Source organism: Amycolatopsis sp. WGS_07, assembly GCF_045278895.1.
Lineage (GTDB): Bacteria > Actinomycetota > Actinomycetes > Mycobacteriales > Pseudonocardiaceae > Amycolatopsis.
The window spans coordinates 5,893,720-5,910,846 of the sequence record NZ_CP136053.1; the positions used below are offsets into that span (position 1 = coordinate 5,893,720).

Annotated in this window: 16 protein-coding genes; 10 read left to right on the top strand and 6 right to left on the bottom strand. The window is 69.9% G+C overall.

All coding sequences use genetic code 11. The features are described 5' to 3' along the window. The first annotated feature begins 15 nt into the window (after positions 1–15). The gene (locus tag RPX00_RS27895) at positions 16–864 is read left to right on the top strand and encodes a fumarylacetoacetate hydrolase family protein (protein WP_406629766.1); all 849 of its coding nucleotides are present in this window, start codon (positions 16–18) and stop codon (positions 862–864) included. 223 nt (positions 865–1,087) lie between these two features. Further along, the gene (locus RPX00_RS27900; RefSeq protein WP_406629767.1) at positions 1,088–2,056 is read left to right on the top strand and encodes an ArsR/SmtB family transcription factor; all 969 of its coding nucleotides are present in this window, start codon (positions 1,088–1,090) and stop codon (positions 2,054–2,056) included. On the opposite strand, the gene RPX00_RS27905 is transcribed toward RPX00_RS27900, so the two are convergent. Beyond that, positions 2,041–2,991, bottom strand: coding sequence for a LysR family transcriptional regulator (locus RPX00_RS27905; protein ID WP_406629768.1), 951 nt, complete (start codon positions 2,989–2,991; stop codon positions 2,041–2,043). The two genes, RPX00_RS27900 and RPX00_RS27905, sit on opposite strands and share 16 nt — an antisense overlap. A 154-nt stretch (positions 2,992–3,145) precedes the next feature. Here RPX00_RS27905 and RPX00_RS27910 point away from each other — a divergent pair, with 154 nt between their 5' ends. After that, positions 3,146–4,366 (top strand): FAD-dependent monooxygenase, encoded by a 1,221-nt coding sequence (locus RPX00_RS27910; protein ID WP_406629769.1) that lies wholly within the window; start codon positions 3,146–3,148, stop codon positions 4,364–4,366. Continuing rightward, the gene (locus RPX00_RS27915; protein WP_406629771.1) at positions 4,363–4,983 is read left to right on the top strand and encodes an NADPH-dependent F420 reductase; all 621 of its coding nucleotides are present in this window, start codon (positions 4,363–4,365) and stop codon (positions 4,981–4,983) included. The genes RPX00_RS27910 and RPX00_RS27915 overlap by 4 nt, the downstream gene beginning before the upstream one ends. Positions 4,984–4,994: 11 nt before the next feature. On the opposite strand, the gene RPX00_RS27920 is transcribed toward RPX00_RS27915, so the two are convergent. The 3 genes from RPX00_RS27920 to RPX00_RS27930 all read right to left on the bottom strand — a co-directional run bounded on the left by RPX00_RS27920 (position 4,995) and on the right by RPX00_RS27930 (position 7,947). Further along, on the bottom strand, positions 4,995–6,431 hold the full coding sequence (locus RPX00_RS27920; protein ID WP_406629773.1) for a sulfatase: 1,437 nt from the start codon (positions 6,429–6,431) through the stop codon (positions 4,995–4,997). 61 nt (positions 6,432–6,492) lie between these two features. Then, positions 6,493–7,341 (bottom strand): formate/nitrite transporter family protein, encoded by an 849-nt coding sequence (locus RPX00_RS27925; protein ID WP_406629775.1) that lies wholly within the window; start codon positions 7,339–7,341, stop codon positions 6,493–6,495. A 165-nt stretch (positions 7,342–7,506) separates the two neighbouring features. Continuing rightward, positions 7,507–7,947: a copper resistance CopC family protein gene (locus RPX00_RS27930; protein ID WP_406629777.1), complete on the bottom strand. Its 441-nt coding sequence runs from the start codon at positions 7,945–7,947 to the stop codon at positions 7,507–7,509. 351 nt (positions 7,948–8,298) lie between these two features. On the opposite strand from RPX00_RS27930, the gene RPX00_RS27935 reads away from it, so the two are divergent. The 5 genes from RPX00_RS27935 (at position 8,299) to RPX00_RS27955 (ending at position 12,010) form a co-directional block, all read left to right on the top strand. Further along, positions 8,299–8,871 carry a hypothetical protein gene (locus tag RPX00_RS27935; protein ID WP_406629779.1) on the top strand — a complete coding sequence of 191 codons (573 nt, stop codon included), beginning with the start codon at positions 8,299–8,301 and terminating at the stop codon, positions 8,869–8,871. 4 nt (positions 8,872–8,875) lie between these two features. Next, on the top strand, positions 8,876–9,790 hold the full coding sequence (locus RPX00_RS27940) for a copper resistance D family protein (protein WP_406629780.1): 915 nt from the start codon (positions 8,876–8,878) through the stop codon (positions 9,788–9,790). A 29-nt stretch (positions 9,791–9,819) separates the two neighbouring features. Further along, positions 9,820–10,815 carry a plastocyanin/azurin family copper-binding protein gene (locus RPX00_RS27945; protein WP_406629781.1) on the top strand — a complete coding sequence of 332 codons (996 nt, stop codon included), beginning with the start codon at positions 9,820–9,822 and terminating at the stop codon, positions 10,813–10,815. Between the two features lie 68 nt (positions 10,816–10,883). Further along, positions 10,884–11,399 carry a hypothetical protein gene (locus RPX00_RS27950; RefSeq protein WP_406629783.1) on the top strand — a complete coding sequence of 172 codons (516 nt, stop codon included), beginning with the start codon at positions 10,884–10,886 and terminating at the stop codon, positions 11,397–11,399. Further along, positions 11,396–12,010 carry a plastocyanin/azurin family copper-binding protein gene (locus RPX00_RS27955; protein WP_406629785.1) on the top strand — a complete coding sequence of 205 codons (615 nt, stop codon included), beginning with the start codon at positions 11,396–11,398 and terminating at the stop codon, positions 12,008–12,010. The genes RPX00_RS27950 and RPX00_RS27955 overlap by 4 nt, the downstream gene beginning before the upstream one ends. An 84-nt stretch (positions 12,011–12,094) precedes the next feature. Here RPX00_RS27955 and RPX00_RS27960 read toward each other — a convergent pair whose 3' ends face one another. Both RPX00_RS27960 and RPX00_RS27965 read right to left on the bottom strand, forming a co-directional pair. Then, positions 12,095–15,049, bottom strand: a complete 2,955-nt coding sequence (locus tag RPX00_RS27960; RefSeq protein ID WP_406629787.1) for a trypsin-like serine protease — start codon at positions 15,047–15,049, stop codon at positions 12,095–12,097. A gap of 137 nt (positions 15,050–15,186) precedes the next feature. Further along, positions 15,187–16,056, bottom strand: a complete 870-nt coding sequence (locus RPX00_RS27965; RefSeq protein ID WP_406629789.1) for an XRE family transcriptional regulator — start codon at positions 16,054–16,056, stop codon at positions 15,187–15,189. 125 nt (positions 16,057–16,181) lie between these two features. On the opposite strand from RPX00_RS27965, the gene RPX00_RS27970 reads away from it, so the two are divergent. Further along, a complete protein-coding gene (locus RPX00_RS27970) occupies positions 16,182–17,069 on the top strand; it encodes an XRE family transcriptional regulator (protein ID WP_406629791.1) in 888 nt (295 codons plus the stop codon). Positions 17,070–17,127: the final 58 nt, after the last annotated feature.

Sequence of the window (17,127 nt, forward strand, 5' to 3'; positions counted from 1 at the left end):
GTTGGAGGAACCACAATGCGGATCGGCAATCTCGGCGGGCGGGCGCACCTGGTGCGCGGGAACCTCGCGATCGACATCGCGAAGGCCAGTGACGGGGCCTTCGGACCGGAACCGGGGGACCTCTTCGCCCGCTGGCCGGAATTCCTGGAGTGGGCCGGCACCGCGCGCACCGACGCCGCGGTGCCCTATCGGACCGAGGACCTGCGCGCGCCCATGCCCAGGCCGCGCCAGGTGTTCGCGGTCGGTCTCAACTACGCCGAGCACGCGGCGGAGACGGGCTTGCGCGCTGGCGGCGTGCCCTCGGTGTTCACGAAGTTCGCCGATTCGCTGACCGGCCCGCACGGCCGGATCACGCTCAGCGGGCCGTCTGTCGACTGGGAGGTCGAACTGGTCGTCGTGATCGCGCGGGAAGCGCGCGACGTCGCCGAAGCGGATGCCTGGGCCTACGTCGCGGGGCTTACCGCGGGGCAGGACTTCAGCGACCGCGACGTGCAGATGAGCGGCACACCACCGCAGTTCTCGCTCGGCAAGAGCTATCCCGGCTTCGGCCCCACCGGACCCGTGCTGGTGACTCCGGACGAGATCGACCTCGCGGCTCCGATCAGGCTGCGCTGCTGGATCAACGACGAACTTGTCCAGGACGGGCACACCGGCCAGATGATCCTCCCCGTCGGAGCGCTGATCGAGCGGATCTCGGCGGTGTGCACGCTGCACCCCGGCGATCTTCTCTTCACCGGAACTCCGGCTGGGGTGGGCATGGGGCGCACTCCGCCTCGGTACCTTGCTGCCGGCGACGTCGTCCGCACCAGCATCGACGGGATCGGCGAAATGCGGCACGTCTTCGTAGCGGGGGACGCGGGGTAGCCGCGCGGCGCGGTCGACGTTTCCGGACTCGAATCCGTCCAGTCCGCCGATGATCGTGCCGTGCTGCCGCATCGTCGCGAGCGTCGCATTGCGAAATTCGTCGGTATTTCCTCGTGAAATTTTCGCGCAGCGGCGCCGCCGAATGGCTGGTGCTGACTTGTCTCGTCTTCGTTCGTGCATTCTCCCCGGCACCATGGATTCCTTGGCTTGAAGGGGGGCCAGCATGCTGCGCGTGCATTTCACCGCCGAGGACCTGCTTGACGTGACGTTCGCCGAGGAGCCCGCGCCCCTGATGGAATTGGGCCTGGCACTGGCCACGCTGCAGCGCGACGACGGGCTGGAACCGGCACTGCACCGGTGGCGGCGGGGTCTGCGCTGCGAACTCCCCGGCGCCGCCCGGGCGCTGCTGGAAATCGTGCCGCCGGCCGCGAACGGCCCGTTGTTCCTGGACCCGCCCGTCGCCGACTTGGAACACGGGCTGGAGCGGGTCATGACGACGCCGCGGGGTTTCGTCGAGTCCGAGCTGCACAAAGTGCTCGATTCGCGGGCGCGGCCGAGTTCGTGGACCCGCGGCCTGATGGCCAGGGAGGGCGCGGCCTGGAAGGGCCTGCACGCGTCGCTGCGTTCGGCTTACGGGAGCGTTTTGTCCCGCTCCTGGCCGGGCTTGCGGAACGGTTTCCACCTGGAACGGGCCTGGCGCGTGCACCAGCTGTCCCGGGCCGGGCTGCGCGGGACGCTCGCCGCCTGGGAGCCCGACCTCCGCTGGCGCGGGACGGTCCTGGAGGTCCGGCACCCGCGCGATTTCGACATCGTGCCCGCGGGGCGGGGGATCCGGCTGCTGCCGTCGATGTGCTGGACCGGCCGTCCGCTGATCGCGAACCAGCCCGCGGGCCCGACCCTGCTCGTCTACCCGGCGCTCGCCAGCCTGCCCCAGCTCGCGGCCGCCCCGGCCGACGATCCGCTGGTGGCGTTGCTCGGCTTCACCCGGGCCTATGTGCTTTCGGTGCTGACCAGGCCGAGGAACACCAGCGAAATCGCCGCCGAGGTGGGGATCAGCAAGTCCTCGGCGTCGCAGCACGCCGCCGTTCTGCGCCGCGCGGGGCTGGTCACGAGCCGGCGCGACGGCAAAGCCGTCTGGCACAGCTGCACCTCCGCGGGGCTGGATCTCCTAGCTGGTCAGTGGAGGTCGTGAGCCGGAATCGCCTCGGCGAGCCCGTATTCGCCGAGCCGTTCCGCCGCGAAGTCGAGCAGGGCGGAGGCACGCGGAGTGAGCTTCATGTCCGCCGGCCAGATCCCGACCACGTGCGAGACCGTGACCGGAGGGTCGAGGGGCCGGATGACGACCGGCCGCCCCTCGATGCTCATGGGGAGCGCGTGGGGCCGGGACATGAGCAGCCCGTACCCGAGTCCGCGGCCCACCAGTGCCTCGACGAGGCCGATCTGGGAGACCCTGGCTTCGATCTTGGGCTCCAGGCCGCGCGCGGTGAACGCGTCCGTCACGTTGCGGACGCCCGGGGTCGCGTCGTACTGGATGTAGGGCTCGTCGGCGAGATCGGCGAGGTCCACCGTTTCGGCCGCCGCGAGCGGATGCCCGGGAGGCAGGTGCGCCTGGAGTTCTGTCGCGTAGATCCGGCGGCGGAGGTAGCCGGTCGGCAGCGACACGTCGTACACGAGGGCCACATCGAGACGTCCCGCTTCGAGAGCGGAGAGCAGCTCTTCGTTGGTGCCCACCGTGATCCCGATGCTCACGCCGGGATGCCTCTTGGGAAAGCCCTCGAGAAGCTCCGGCACCACGTTCGCGGCGAAGCTCGAGTAGCAGCCGAGCCGCACCGGCCCCCGCAGTTCCTGTGCCCGCCCGGCGTTCAGGACGAGTTCGTGCGTGTCGGCCACGATCTGCCGGGCCCGCCGGGCGAAATCCTGACCGGTCGGAGTGAGCGTGAGCCCTCTTGCCTTGCGCCGCACGCACAGCTGCTCGCCCACCGCGCTCTCCAGGGTCGAGACAGCCTGCGACAGCGCGGATTCCGAGATGTGCAGATGCGCCGCGGCCGCGCTGAGCGTGGGGAAGTTCGGCAGTGCCGCGAACAGTTCGAGCTGCCGCAGGCTCACCTCGGAGATGGCTGCCCCCACTTCTTCGGCCTAACCGAATTACATCCTCACATTACCATGATTTACACGCAGAGGATTGCCTCGCATGATGAGGGGAACCGCTTCCCGCCGCGCAACGGCGAATCGCCTTCGTGCCGGCCAGCCGAGGAGAAGCGAAGTCAGGCAAGGAGAATCCGTGGTAAGTCAGGACACTCGGATCGCGATCGCCGGCGGAGGGATGGGCGGGCTGACTGCCGCGATCGCGCTGCGGAAGATCGCCGGAGTCCGGGCCACCGTGTTCGAGCAGGCCAGCAAACTGGGTGAAGTGGGCGCGGGCGTCACGGTTGCGCCGAACGCCGCGCGCGTGCTCGACAGACTCGGCGTGCTCGATCGGATCAGGCGCGTCGGAGCGGTGCCCGACGGGCACGGCGTCTACCAGAACGCCATGGGCGGCCTGGTCACCGACGCGGCGTGGGAGGACTCGGCCAAGCAGTACCAGAACATCGGGATGTACCGCCCGGACCTGATCGATGCCTTGGCGCAGGAGGTCGATCCGGAGACGATCCGGCTCGGCCACCGGCTGGTTTCGGTGGAGACCCTGGACTCGGGCGTTCGCGTCGGGTTCGAGAACGGCGCGGACGACGTGTTCGATGCCGTGATCGGCGCGGACGGCATCCATTCGGTGGTGCGGGGAGCCGTCGGCCAGTTCCCCGAGCCGGTCTACTCCGGGTACCTCGTCTACCGCGGAGTGGTCGACGCGTCCCGCCTGCCCGCCGATTGGCCCATGATCAGCCAGGTGTGGATGGGCAATCGGAGGCACTTCATGTGCTATCCGCTGCAGCGGCGGAAACTGTTCAACTTCGTCGCCGGCATCCCGAGCGACCGGCCGCTCCACGGGGTCTGGTCCGGTCCGGCGGAAGTCAGCGAACTCGCCGCCGAGTTCGCGGGCGCGGGGTGGGACCCGAAACTCCAGGATTTCATCGGGCGCATCGAGCACACGTTCTGGTGGGGCCTCTTCGACCACGAACCGCTCGCCAACTGGTCCCGGGGGCCGATCACCCTGCTCGGCGACGCGGCGCACACGATGCTGCCGCACCAGGGGCAGGGGGTGAACCAGGCGATCGAGGACAGCATGGCGCTCGCGACCTTCCTTGCGGCGGCCGACAGCGTCGCCGACATTCCTGAGGCGTTCCGGCGCTACACCTCAGTCCGCATGCAACGCACGGCGATCCTGCAGAACGGCTCTCGCCGGGCCGGCGCCATGTTCGACGCGCAGTACGAATTCGCGGACCTCAAAAAGCGCGACGCCGATCTCCGGGTCGGGCGCGACTTCCGGCGAAGCGCGGTATTCGACTACGACGCACAGAAAGTGGCCGAACAGGCGCTCAACCGATTTCAGGGGGTTCCGGTCGCATGACCTCGATCAGCATCATCGGCAGCGGCAAGATGAGCGGGGCGATCGCGGAAGTCGCGACGCGGGCAGGCACCGGTGTCCAGATCATCAAGCGCAGTGCGGAAAGCCTGTCTGCGGCGCGTGCTGGCCTCGACTACGGCGTCCTGGGCGACAAGCTGACCGGAGACCTGGTCGTGCTCGCCGTTCCCTATGGGGCGTACCCGGGCATCGTCGAGCATTATCGGGACCAGTTCCGCGAAAAGATCGTCATCGACATCAGCAACCCTATCGATTTCTCCACCTACGATCAGTTGCTGTCGCCCGCCGATTCCTCCACCGCGGCCGAACTCGTGAAGCTGCTGCCGGCGGGCACGGCAGTCGTCAAGGCGTTCAACGTCAATCTTGGAGACACCCTCGTCAGCGGCACGAACGGTACGACGCGCACGACCGTCCTGTTCGCCGGCGACTACGCGGACGCGAAGATGGCCGTCGCGGCGTTCATCGAGGCGGCGGGAATGCGCGCGGTGGACGTCGGCCCGCTCACCCGGGCAAGGGAGCTTGAGGCGATGGGATTCCTCCAGATCGTGTTGGCAGCGCTCGGGAAGACGCGTTACGAGTCGGGCTTCACGCTGCTGGAGTGAGCGGCGGCGGGTCAGTGTCGGCAGCCCGCCGCGCCGTGACAGGCGACCATCGCCCGCAACGTGTCGTGCAGTTGTTGTGCTTTCTCCGGCGGCAGCTGGGCGGCGGTGTTGTGCAGTTCCTGCGGGTCCGTGGTTCGGTCGTAGTACTCCTTGGCGCCGTTGGCGTATTCGACGTAGGTGTAGCCGGTGCTTCGGATCGCTTCGTAGGTGGGCGGGTTGCCGCTGTTCTTCGCGGGTTTGTCCGGGTCGGTCTGGTCGAAGTCGGGTCCGTGGTGCTCGACCAGACCGACCGTGCGCCACTCCGGGGGACTGGTGCCGTTCAGCAACGGCACCAGGCTTTCGCCGTCCACCTGCGCGGGGGTCGCGGCTCCGGCCAGTGCTTCGAAGGTCGGCCGCAGGTCGATGTTCTCCGCGGGCTGGTTCACCGTCGCCCCGGCTTTGACGCCGGGGCCGGTGACGACCAGCGGGACGTGCACGTCGGTGTCGAAAGCGGTCTGCTTGCCGGGGGTGAGCCGGTACTCGCCCATGTGGTAGCCGTTGTCCGAGGTGAAGACGAGGTGGGTGTTGTCGCGGACACCGGCCTTGTCCAGTGCCGCTTGCACGGTGCCGATCATCTTGTCGACCGATTGCACGGCCTGTGCTCGCTTGCGGAAGTCCTGGTCGATGGTCTGCTTTTCCTTGTCTGTCAGCGGTGTGCGGGAGGCGAGCCACGGCGGCGGCGAGGACGGCAGGGTGTCGAAGGCGGGGTCGCGCGGGGCGGTGAGCCCGGGGAACGCGTCGGCGTCGCGGGGTGCGGGGGTGTAGGGGCCGTGCGGGGCGAAGGTGGCGAGTTCCATGGCGAACGGGGTGTGCTGCGCCGCCGAATCGGTGACGAACTGGGCGGCTTTGTCCGCCATGACGTCGACGAGATAGTCCTCCGGTTTCTTTCCGTAGTGCTTGACTGTGCCGTTCTCGTTGAGGTCGTAGGTGAATTCGCGGTAGCCGTTGCCGGCGACGTCCCATTCGTTCCAGCCCGGCGGGATTCCGTCGGACTTCGGGTTGTATCCGTTGAGGTACTTGCCCATCATCGCGGTGCGGTATCCGGCCTGCTGCAACGACGTCGCGAAGGTTGACTTGTCGTCGCCGCGGCCGTGGAACACTTTGTAGCCGCCGTCTTCGCCGCCGTTGGTGAATACCCCGGTATTGTGCGGGAGCATGCCGGTGAACAGCGACGACCGCGACGGGCAGCACAGGGAATCGGTGACGGTGTAGTTGGCGAAGGACGTGCCGTTTCTGGCCATTTCCTGAACGTGCGGCAGATAGGGCAGCAGGTTCATCGAGAGATCGTCGGTGAGCACGAGGACGATGTTCGGTTTGGCGGGAGCATCGGCGGACCCGCACGCGACGGCCGTCGAAGCCAATGCGAAGGCCAGCAGCGAGGTCAGCACCATACGAGCGCGTTGCGGCATGCCCGCAGGCTAAAACCGCGACCGGCGGACGCGGTTCGAGCCGTGTTCGGGTTCGGTAAATTCAGCGGCCGGTCGTGGCGAGTTCCTCCGGGGCGGGCGCCGGGGAAGCGGCGGGGCGGGACCGGCGGCCCAGCAGGGAGTAGGCGGCTCCGACGAGGATCCCGCCGCCGACCAGGTTGCCCAGTCCGACGAACAGCAGGTTGCGGCCGAACGCGCCGATCGTCGCGCCGGGCACGCCGTCCAGCATGCCGAGGGAGAAGGTCGTCATGTTGGCGACCACGTGCTCGAAGCCGGAGCTGATGAACGCGAGCAGGCACCAGAAGATCAGCGCGAGCTTGGCGCCGTCCGACTTCGTGCGCGCGGCCATCCACACGGCGAGGCAGACCAGGAAGTTGCACAGCACCCCGCGGAAGAACAGCGCGCTCGCGGATTCCGCGGTTTTCGCCTTGACCAGGCTCGCCAGCAACGCCGCTGCCGGGCCGGGATGACCGGCGGAGGCACCGATGGACAGCACTCCGCCTTCGTGCACGAGCCACGCGAACACGATCGAACCGAGCAGGTTGCCCACAAAGGACACCACGATCACGGCCGCGGCCGCGCCGACACCGCGGCGCCGGACGAGGACACCCTGCACCATGGTCATCATGTTGCCGGTGGACAGTTCCGCGCCGGCGAACACCACGGCCGTCAGCGCGATCCCGAACACCAGGCCCTGCACCGTCTTCGTCCACGGCGAACCCGCCGCGTTGAGGGGGCCGGTCGCGGTGAGCAGCAGCACGACCGCGACGCCGATGAACGCGCCGGCGAGCATCGAGCCGACCAGGTACCGGCCGGGGCGGCGCAGTTCCCCGATCTTTCCGTCGGCGACGTCCGCCTGCAGGTCGAGTGCTTCGGATACGGGAATCGGCATGGGGCGGGCCTTTCGGACGAGGATCGGGTACCCCGGCATCCGACCCCGCCGACTCTGCGTTCCGGTAGCGCGGTGATCAGCATCTGGTGTCCGGGTGCGCACAGTTCGCGCCCCTCGCGGTGAATTGCCTCGGCACGGCGGTTAACCGACATGTCGGGCATTCGCTCACGCCGGGCCCCGCGAGATCCGGGCCGCGACGATCCCGCCCGCGATCAGCAGCACCGCGGCCGCGGCGATCCACACCCACACTGGCAGGTCGCCGTTCGTCTCGCTCTTGGCGACGGCGGGCGAGGGCGGTGCGGCGGCCGCGATGCCTGGGCCTGCCTTGGTCAACGTGAAGGAGTAGGAGCCGGACACCGGATGGCCGTCGGCGGACACGACCCGATAGTCCACTGTGTACTTCCCGGCCGGGCCGAGGGGTTTCACTGGCGCGGAGAGCGTCGCGCCGGAGACCGTGGGCGCGGCGGACTCCCAATGCGTCGTGCCGTCCGGGCCGCGCACGGCCAATTCGGTGAATCCGCTGTCCAGGGGTTCGTTGAAGGTGAGCACGATCGCGGCGGGTCCGGCGGCGACCGCGGAATCCTTCGCCGGAACGCTCGATTCCAAAAACTGTGCGCCCCGGCAGGAGCGGCGGGGAAAAGCATCGCGGCGAGGAGGAAAACAATCGTCGCGAGAAGGCGGGAGGCGGAAGTACTGGAGAGCAATCGCATGAACCCTGCTTCCGAAAGGGAATGAGTGTCGGACCGAGATGGTCTCGACAACTCGTTGTCGGCAGTGCGGCGTACGCGCAACGACTGCGTTAAATAGTTCTCACTGCCAGGGGCGAGTGCGAGTTCACTGTTTGGCTCCGGTTATTCGGCGATCAATTTTACGTTCCCGTCATGCCTCGGTCGGCTGTGGAAACGCGCGGTCTGGTGTGGTGCTCATTCATCCGCACGGACCGCGCATCGGGAGGAAATGATTGTGGTGGCTTCAGCCGGGCGTGGACTGCGCCGGGATCACGTCGTCGCGGCCTGTCTGGCGGGCGCGGTCGTGATCGTGGTCGGGTACGCCTCGGGAATCGGGTTGAAAACGACGACGGCGAGCGGACCGGCTCCGTCCGAGCAGGCTCCGGCGCAGGCCGCGCCCGCGCCGGAACCGGTGCTGCCCAACGGGAACCTGCCCCCGGCGGGTGCGGTGCAGCCGATGCCGCCCGTGCCGGACGGCGGCCTCCCGCCCGCCGACGCGCCTCCGCCCGAGATGCCGATGCCGGACTCGCCGACCGGAGAAACACCGGCGCCGACCGGGGAAATCCCGCCGCCGTCCGGAGCGCCGGCCCCGCCCAGCCCGCCGGAGACGCCGCCGCAGAGCCCGGTTCCGACGTGCCAGCCCGGCGCGGTCCAGCCGGTACTGGACACGGTGAGCGGCTTGCCGCTCGTCGGCGGCATCACCGCCGGTGCCGGACTGACCGGGCCGGACGGGATTCTCGCCGCCCTCCTCGGTTCCTGCCCCGCCCCCTCGGGGACGCCCGTTCCGTCGAGCGGGGGCTGAACCGGTGGATCTCGGCTCCGCGAAATTCTGGTACGTCGCCGCCCGCTGCGCGGACTACGCCGGGCTCGCCTTGTTCGTCGGGGGAATGCTCTTCCTCGCGCTGCTGTGGCCCGCCGGGGCGGACCGCCGCCGGGCGCGCGGCGTGCTCGGGACCGGCTGGGTGCTCGGCTTCGCCGGGACGGTGGCCGGGCTCGGGCTGCAGGGCGTGTGGGTCGCGCAGCGGTCCCCGGCGGACCTGTTCGACCCGGGTCTGCTCGGCCAGGTGCTCGACAGCCAGTTCGGCCGGATCTGGTTCGCCAAGGCGCTGGTGTGGGTGCTTGGCGGAGTGGTGCTCGCCGACGTGCTGCAGCGCGGCGAGCGGGCCGCGGTGTCGGCGGGATGGCGGGTCGGCGCGGGCGTGGTCGCCGCGGGGCTGCTGCGCACGACCGGCCTGACCGGGCATTCCGCGGAGAGCGCGCGCCCGCTGCTGAGCCAGCTGGCGGATTTCGGGCACCTGGCCGGCGTGTGCGCGTGGGTCGGCGGGCTCGCGATGCTGCTGTTCGGGGTGCTGTCCCGGCGCGATCCCGGCGAACTCGCCGCCGTCGTGCCCCGCTATTCGAAACTCGCCCTGGTCTCGGTCCTGGTCGTGATCGCCGCGGGCGTCCTGCTCGCGGCCGGGACGCTGGGCGGCCCGGGGCGGCTGTTCACCTCCGGCTACGGCCGGATCCTGCTGACGAAACTCGCGGCGCTCGCGGTGGTCCTGCTCTTCGCCCAGGCGAGCAAGAGCTGGGTCGCGCGGCGGCTCGACTTCGCGGTGGTGCTGCGCGGCGACGCCGGCGCGGTCCGTCCCTTCGTCTATTCCGTCGCCGCGGAAGCCACGCTCGTCGTCGTGGTGCTGTTCGCGGCGAGCCTCCTCGTCACCGCCAGTCCCGGCCGGTGAACGTTCCACCCTGGAAAGGAATCTCCTTGATGGACAACCCGGAACCCACCTCCGCTGCCGCCGGAACGCGCCCGGAAGCCCCGCCCGCGGCGGCTCGCCGGCGCCGGTGGCCGATCGCGGTCGCGGTCGTCGCGCTGGCGGCGGCACTGGTCAGCCTCAGCACGTTGCGCACGGGGCAGCAGACGGCTCCGGTCGCCGCGCCGAGCACGGCCCAGGTCGACCTCGCGGCGCTGGCGAAGCAGAGCCCGCTCGCCGTTCCGCTCTACCAAGGAATCACGCAGCAACAAGGCGGCGCCGCGCCCGCCGCGGCTGGCTCGGCCAAGTCGGTCGACATGAGCGGGTACAAGTTTTCCCCGGCCAGCCTGACGATCGCCGCGGGCGACACGGTGACCTGGACCAACCACGACTCCGCGCCGCACAACGTCGTCGTCACCGACGGGCCGGAGAAGTTCTCGTCGCCGACCCTGCAGACCGGCGGCACCTTCTCCCACACCTTCACCAAGGCGGGCACTTACTCCTACTACTGTTCGATCCACCCCGACATGAAGGCGACGGTGTCCGTCCAAGGCGCGACGCCGCCGTCTTCGCCGACCGCGCCGCCGTCCTCCTCCTCGACGCCGACCGCGCCGTCCAGCCCGACGCATTCGATGCCGATGCCCACCGACGCCCCGCCGGGAAACTGCGTGCCCAAGGGGGTGCTGCAGCCGATCATCGACCACGTCAAGGCCGCGCACCTGGAGGAGTCGCCGGGGCAGCAGGTCACTGACCTGCTGAAGCTGGACCAGTACATCAAAACGCACACGGTGTGGCTCGAAAGCGTGCTCAAGCCCGTGCTCGACGGGTCGGCCGACAAGGCCGTCACCGACACGCTCGCGCCGATCGTCGCGCACATCAAGGCCGCGCACCTGGAGGAGTCGCCGGGCCAGCAGGTCACCGATCTGCTGAATCTCGACCAGTACATCAAGACGCACACCGTCTGGCTGGAAAGCGTCCTGACGCCGCTGCTGAACCAGGCGTCCTGCTGAGCCGTGCCGACCCGGCCCGGGGCGGGCCCCGCGCCCGCCCCGGACCACCTCGATCCCCGGAGGACTTCGTGCCCACAGACACCCGGTTCCTGCCCTCGGCGGGCAGCCTCGACGCGGACCCCGCCGCGTACCGGATCCGGCCCGATCGCTGCGTGCTCGAACTGACGTTGCGGCTGCTCGGATTCCCGTTGCTGCGCGGCCGGTTGACCGTGCGCCGCGCCGAATTCACCCGTGGCCCGGACGGGTGCGCCGTCACCGCCGAAATCGACGGGGGCTCGTTCCGCACCGGCGTTCCGCTAATGTCCACAATAGTCACCCGGGAACTGGGCGTGGTGCGGTTCGCCGGGGAGGAGATCGCCGAACGGCCGCCGGTCGAATTCGCCGGACGGCTCGACTTCGGCGACTCCACGCGGGACCTCGTGCTCGGCGGCGAACTCCGCGAGGCGGGGGAGGGCCGCGTCATCCTGTGGCTGCGAGGGACATTGCCGCCGCCTCGCCGTCCTCTTCGGACAGTCGGCCGGACGGTGCGGCTGCTCGCACGCCGACCGCTTCGCATCGAATTCGCTGGGGAGTTCGTGCAGTGAAACGTTTCTTCGCTCTTCTCACCGTCGCTGTCGCTGCCCTGTGCATGCTTGGCGCGCCAGCCGCCGCGGCCACGCAGACCGTGATGATGCAGAACTACGCCTACTCGCCCGCGTCGCTGACCGTGCACGTCGGCGACACCGTCACCTGGATCCAGCACGACACCGCGCCGCACGACGTTGTCACCACGAGCGCGCCCGTCGCGTTCCGCAGCCCGCAGTTGTCCCAAGGCCAAAGCTGGAACTACACCTTCCGCACCGCGGGCACCTACTCCTACTACTGCTCCGTGCATCCGGACATGCGTGCGCAGATCATCGTCCAGCCCGCTGCCGCTCCGCCGCCGCCGACCCGGGCGTCTGCCGCCCCGCCTGCTTCCCGCCCGGCGTCCGCTCCGAGCCGTACTGCGGTGTCTTCGGCCGCCGCTCCGCCACCGTCGTCCTCGGTGGTCAGTTCGGTCGCGCCGCCGAGCCAGCCCACCGCGGCACCGACCTCGGCGGCTCCGGTCGCGCAGGCAGCGACGACGACCAGCCTCGACCCGAAACTGCTGGTCGCCGGTCTGGTCACGGCCGTCGCCATCGGCTGCCTGCTGCTGCTGACCTCGCGCAAAGCTTGACCGGCAGCAGCCTGTCCACAGGTCGGTGAGGGCCACCCTGAGGGAATCTGAGTCCCTCAGGGTGGCCCTCACCGACGGCGAAACTCAGCCGAAGACAAACCAGAAGAAAGCCGTCGTGGCCGTCTTCCCGGCCGCATCCGTGACTGTGACCGTCACCTGCCTGCTGTCGGCGCGCGTCGGAGTGCCCGACACGACTCCGGTCGACGGGTCGAGCGTCAGGCCCGGGGCGAGCGCGGTCGACGACCACCGGTACGGGGTGGTGCCGCCGGTGGCTTGCAGCGGCAGGTTCACCGCTTTGCCGACCCAGCTGTTCTGGTCACCCGGGCCGGCAAGCGCCAGCGCCGCGGGCTGCCCGCCGGTGACGGTCAGCCGATAGCGGGTGGTCTGCGTCGATTTCGCGCTCTTGCCGGAGATCGTGACGTCGTACGTCCCGGCCGGGGTGCTCGCGCTGGTGGCGATCGTGAGCGTCGAACGGCCGCCGAGGTCGACGCTGGCCGGGCTGAACGCTGCCGTCGCGCCCGAGGGCAGTCCGGCGGCGGTCAGGCTGATCGCCCCGGACGGCGGCGGGTTGTCGCCGCCGGGCAGGTGCGGGGCGAGGTCCGCGGCGTAGGCGGAAACCCTGGCGTAGACGGCGTACCAGTCGCACGACGTCGACATCCACGAGAACACCCCGACGACGGTGTTGCCGACCAGGTACGGGCCGCCGCTGTCGCCGACGCACGCGCCCGCGTGGTGGTCGGCGTATCCGGTGCACAGCATCGCCGGGGTTTTGTACTGCTCCTGCCCGTGGGGATCGGTGAACCGGCCTTCGCAGGCGCTGTCCTCGGCGACCGGGACGTCGGCCTGGCGCAGCACGGTGCTGTAGGTGTTCGCGCCGGTCTTGCCCCAGCCGATCGAAATCCCCTTCGTGCCGGGCGCTTCGAGGCTCGGGTCGGTGTTCAGCTTCGGGTACGCGATCCCGGCGGGGACGGGCATGTCCTTGTCGAGGGTCACGACCGCGACGTCGGCGCCGACGCTCCAGTCCGTGTAGTCCGGATGCACCCACTGCGAGGCGATTTCGGCGGTAGTGCCGGTGTTTTGCGTGAGATCGTCGTCGCCGTAGACGAACCATTTGTGGCCGGGTTTCTCCAGCAGGCAGTGCGCGGCCAGCAGCACCGTGTGCGGTCCGAACAGCGTGCCGGTGCAGGACTGCTGCCCGGGGAACGCCGAACCTTCGCGCCGCATCGAGATGATGAACGGGTGCTCGGTCGTCGTGGTCGGAGTACCGCCCACGACGTTGGGCGAGGAAGCCGGCGAAGCAGGGGAGACCGCGGTGACGGTCGTGCTCGCCGAACTGCCCGCGGCGACGCTGCCGGAGGACGGCGAGGCGGACAGGGCGAAGTCCTGTGCCGGAGGCGGAGTGTCGCCGCCGGTCAGCTTCGCGGCCAGTGCGTCGGCCTTCGGGGAACCCCAGCCGGTGCACAGGTCGTAGCCGGTGCCCGCGTTGTAGGTGCCGTTGCCGCCCGCCGTGACGTCGTGGAACGTCGAGGCGTAGTCGGCCGAACCGGCGATCCGGTAGATGCTCGGATTGAGCTGTCCGAGCCGGGATTTGCCGCCGCTGAGCGATTTCTGGTTCAGCATCGCCGCGTACCCCGCCCAGAGCGGGGACGACAGGCTGGTGCCGCCGACGTCGAGCCAGCCGCCGTTCATGTACACCGAAAGCGCACCGGCGCCGTAGTCGGCCACCATCGAGACGTCCGGGACCGAACGGTACTTGTTCGTGCCGGGCTGCCAGTCCGGCCGTTCGTAGATCTTCGAATACCCGCCCCCTGACCGGGTATTGCCGCTGCTGCCCTGGTTCCAGCACGATTCCGACTGCCAGGAGCCGGCGCTGTCGGACGTCCGCAGCTGAGTGCCGCCGACGCCGGTGAACAGCGGGTCGCTCGCCGGGTAGTCGGCCTGGACGGTGGTGTTGTCGCCCTGGTAGCCGCAGCCGGTGCCGCCCCAGTCGCCGGACGCGGAGAACATCGTGACGCCCTGCGCGGCGAGCTGGGTGTAGGAATCGTGCGAGGCCGCGATCGGGCTGGATTCGCAGATCTCGCCGTTGAGCCAGGACCCGGAAAGGACGGTGATCTTGTTGTCGGAGGCGATCCGCGCCATTTCGTGCACCCACGCCTGGTCGGAGTTCGGCGCGGAGTAGACGATCTGCTTGGCCTTCGGGGCGGTCGCCGCGACGGCCTGGACGTCGAGGGTGACCTCCATCTGGTCGCTGCCCGGGTTCGGCACCCCGCCGTCCACCTTGACGACTTCCGGCGTGACCGAGGGCTGTTTGAAGTACTGCGTCCAGGCGTCGATGTCGGACTGCTTGAACGTGTCGAACTCGATCAGCCCGACCGTTTCGCCCGAACCGTCGTAGCTGCCGGAGACGCCGGTCATGCTGTAGGCGGTGCGCAGCTGGGCCGGGGTGTAGCCGCCGCCGGGACCGGACGGGCCCGCCGGTGCGCTCGCCCGGTGCGCGGCGGGCCGGTTCGTGAGGCCGGTGACGCCGCGGACGACGGCGGCGAGGTCCGCCGGAACCGCGGTTGCCTTGGTGGCGTTGAAGAACCGCTCGCCCGTGGCCGAACGGAAGCCGGAAAGCGAGGTGCCGAACGCGTTTTCCACCTCGCCCGGGGTGCCGGACGCGGTGACGACCTGCCGGTTGCCGGTGACGTCGGCGATGTGCAATCCCTTGCCGGTCAAGTACTTCCGCACCTGGTCGACCGCACCGGCGGTCGGCCCGAACCGCTCGGTGTACTCGGCGGCGCTCAGATAGCGGCGGTACAGCGGCGAGTCCGGGTCGGCCGTGCCTGCGACATACCGCTCGGCTCCCGCTGCGTCGCGCGGCTTGAGCGCGACGGACACGGTGATCCGGCCGGGCAGGGCGGAGCTGTCCGCGGTGGCGCCCGCGGGGACAGCGGGGGCCGCGTTCAGCGGGACCAGCGGCGGGGCCGCCGTGGCTGTCGGAGGGGAAAGGGCCGCTGTGGTCAGGAAAGCGGCCACGAGGAGAGCTGGATTTCGCATGTGCTGCTCCGGAGAGGTGAGGAGGAATACAGCACTGCGCACGGTAAGAACTGTGTTCCGGCCTTTGCCACGAAAAGTGGAAACCACGCCGCGCCGCCCGGATCGCGCCTGGTCAGCTGGCCGTGTTCACAGAATTGCTACCAGGTCCAGTCGATGCCGATGATCCCGGAGCCGACCTCTCTCGCGGCCAGCGTCACCGCGCCGCTCTCGGTCGCGCGCAGTTCTTCCACCTTTCGGCGGGGCGCGGCGAGATCCCGTTGTTCGAAACGGCGGATGCTTTCCGGGACGCGGGAACCGAATCGCACCCGGCACGTGTACAGCGGAGCGGGCCGGGTGAGCCTGCGGTGGTATCCCCGCACCGGGCGGCCGGGCGGGAACGCCAATTCGTATTCCGCCGCCGCGACCTCTCCGGCACGCAGTTCCCGGTCGAAGAACAACTCGGCGACGAGCAGCCCGCTGACCTCGTCGACCCGGGTCCGGCCCGCCCGGCAGCAGTGCCCGGCGGCGAAGCGCGGAGGACGGCGGTCGCGGTCTTCGGTCTGATAGTAGGTCGCCATCCGGACGACCCCGTCGACGGCGGCCTCGGCCACCACGCGCACTCTGAGCAGGCGTTCCTGGCGGTCGTCGTCCACGACGAGTTCGTCGTGCACCGACCACAGCCGCACCTGGTCCTCCGGCGGCAGTGCGAATTCGAGCGTCGACGGCCGCACCGACGGCCACAGCCGGCGCCGTTCGAGCAGCGGTGTCCGCGGCGAGCGGGAGCACTGCCGGTCTTGCGGCCCGAGCAACGACGTGAGCCCGCCCGCGCCCAGCCCGAGCACCTGCTCGAGTTCGACGACCGCGTGCAGCGACGCCTCGCGTCCCGGCAAGGACCGCCCCGTCCGCCAGTACGCCAAGGCGCTGCGCGACACCGTCACCCCGCGGGCGGCCAGGTGCTCGCGCAGCCGGTCCAAGGTCAGTCCGGCGCCGCTGATCGCGGCGTCCAATGCGTTGGCGAACGACGGCACGGCGTCCACTGTGGCGCGCACCGGACCGCCGGACCAGCGTCGTTCGTCGGATACCGCTGGCGTGCGCGGGGGAAAGCGGACTTTCGTGGGTTCCGGAACGCCGCGCGGGAGATCACGCTGGGAGCGTGACTCGGCCTTCCGCGGGCTCGTTCGCGGTCACGCTGGACGCCGCGATCGAGGAATCCGGGCTGTCGCTCGACCGGCTCCAGCATCACCTCGCCGCGCGCGGGGTCCGGCTCTCGCGTTCGGCGCTGTCCTACTGGCGCCGCGGACGGTCGCAACCGGAGCGCGAGACGTCGATGGCCGCCGTCGCGCAGCTGGAATCCGTGCTGAGCCTCGAACCCGGGACGTTGACCTCGCGGCTCGGTCCCAAGGCGCCGCGCGGGCGCTGGCTCGGCGAACCCGCCTGCCGGATCGAACGCCGCCGGCTGTGGCCGCAGCTGCGGGCGTTCGCCGCGGAGCTGAAACCGCCGCCGGACGGACAGCTGTCGTTCTGGTCGATCCACGACCGCATGCTGCTCGACGAACACGGCGGCGAGCGCGCGCTGCAGGTCCGGATGGTCGCCGAGGCCGCCGTCGACGGCGTGGACCGCCTGATGACCTACTACCAGGCCGACTCGGTCCTGGCCGCCGACCCGGCGTACCGCTGCGTGCGCTCGGCGCGGGTCGGCAGGGTCTGCGTCGACCGGGCTACCGGCATGGTCGCGGGCGAACTGCGGCTGGAGCGCGTGCTGGCGCTCGGCGAGGTGGCGATCGTGGAGTACGAGATCCGGTTCCCGCCGGGCTCGCCGATCGACCATTACCACCGCCGGTTCACCCGGCCGGCCGCGGAATACGTCTGCCAGGTGAGTTTCGGTTCGCGGGTTCCGCCCCGCGTCCGGTCCTTCGAACAGCGCGGCCTCGGCGGTCCCGAGCATCCCGGCAGTCCGCTGTCCGCCGGCGCCACGCACACCACGACGCTGGCGTTGCGTGACGTCCGTCCCGGCATTTACGGCACCGGATGGCAATGGTGACCACGACCGGCGCCGTCAATTCTGTGAACAGCCGCGTCCGACCAGGGAAAACGATCCG

What these genes read in the sequence shown, in the direction of transcription:
- RPX00_RS27895 (WP_406629766.1), top strand. Translation starts at nt 16, where the DNA reads ATGCGGATCGGCAATCTCGGCGGGCGGGCGCACCTGGTGCGCGGGAAC.
- RPX00_RS27900 (WP_406629767.1), top strand. Translation starts at nt 1,088, where the DNA reads ATGCTGCGCGTGCATTTCACCGCCGAGGACCTGCTTGACGTGACGTTC.
- RPX00_RS27915 (WP_406629771.1), top strand. Translation starts at nt 4,363, where the DNA reads ATGACCTCGATCAGCATCATCGGCAGCGGCAAGATGAGCGGGGCGATC.
- RPX00_RS27920 (WP_406629773.1), bottom strand. Translation starts at nt 6,431, where the DNA reads ATGCCGCAACGCGCTCGTATGGTGCTGACCTCGCTGCTGGCCTTCGCA.
- RPX00_RS27925 (WP_406629775.1), bottom strand. Translation starts at nt 7,341, where the DNA reads ATGCCGATTCCCGTATCCGAAGCACTCGACCTGCAGGCGGACGTCGCC.
- RPX00_RS27935 (WP_406629779.1), top strand. Translation starts at nt 8,299, where the DNA reads ATGATTGTGGTGGCTTCAGCCGGGCGTGGACTGCGCCGGGATCACGTC.
- RPX00_RS27945 (WP_406629781.1), top strand. Translation starts at nt 9,820, where the DNA reads ATGGACAACCCGGAACCCACCTCCGCTGCCGCCGGAACGCGCCCGGAA.
- RPX00_RS27960 (WP_406629787.1), bottom strand. Translation starts at nt 15,049, where the DNA reads ATGCGAAATCCAGCTCTCCTCGTGGCCGCTTTCCTGACCACAGCGGCC.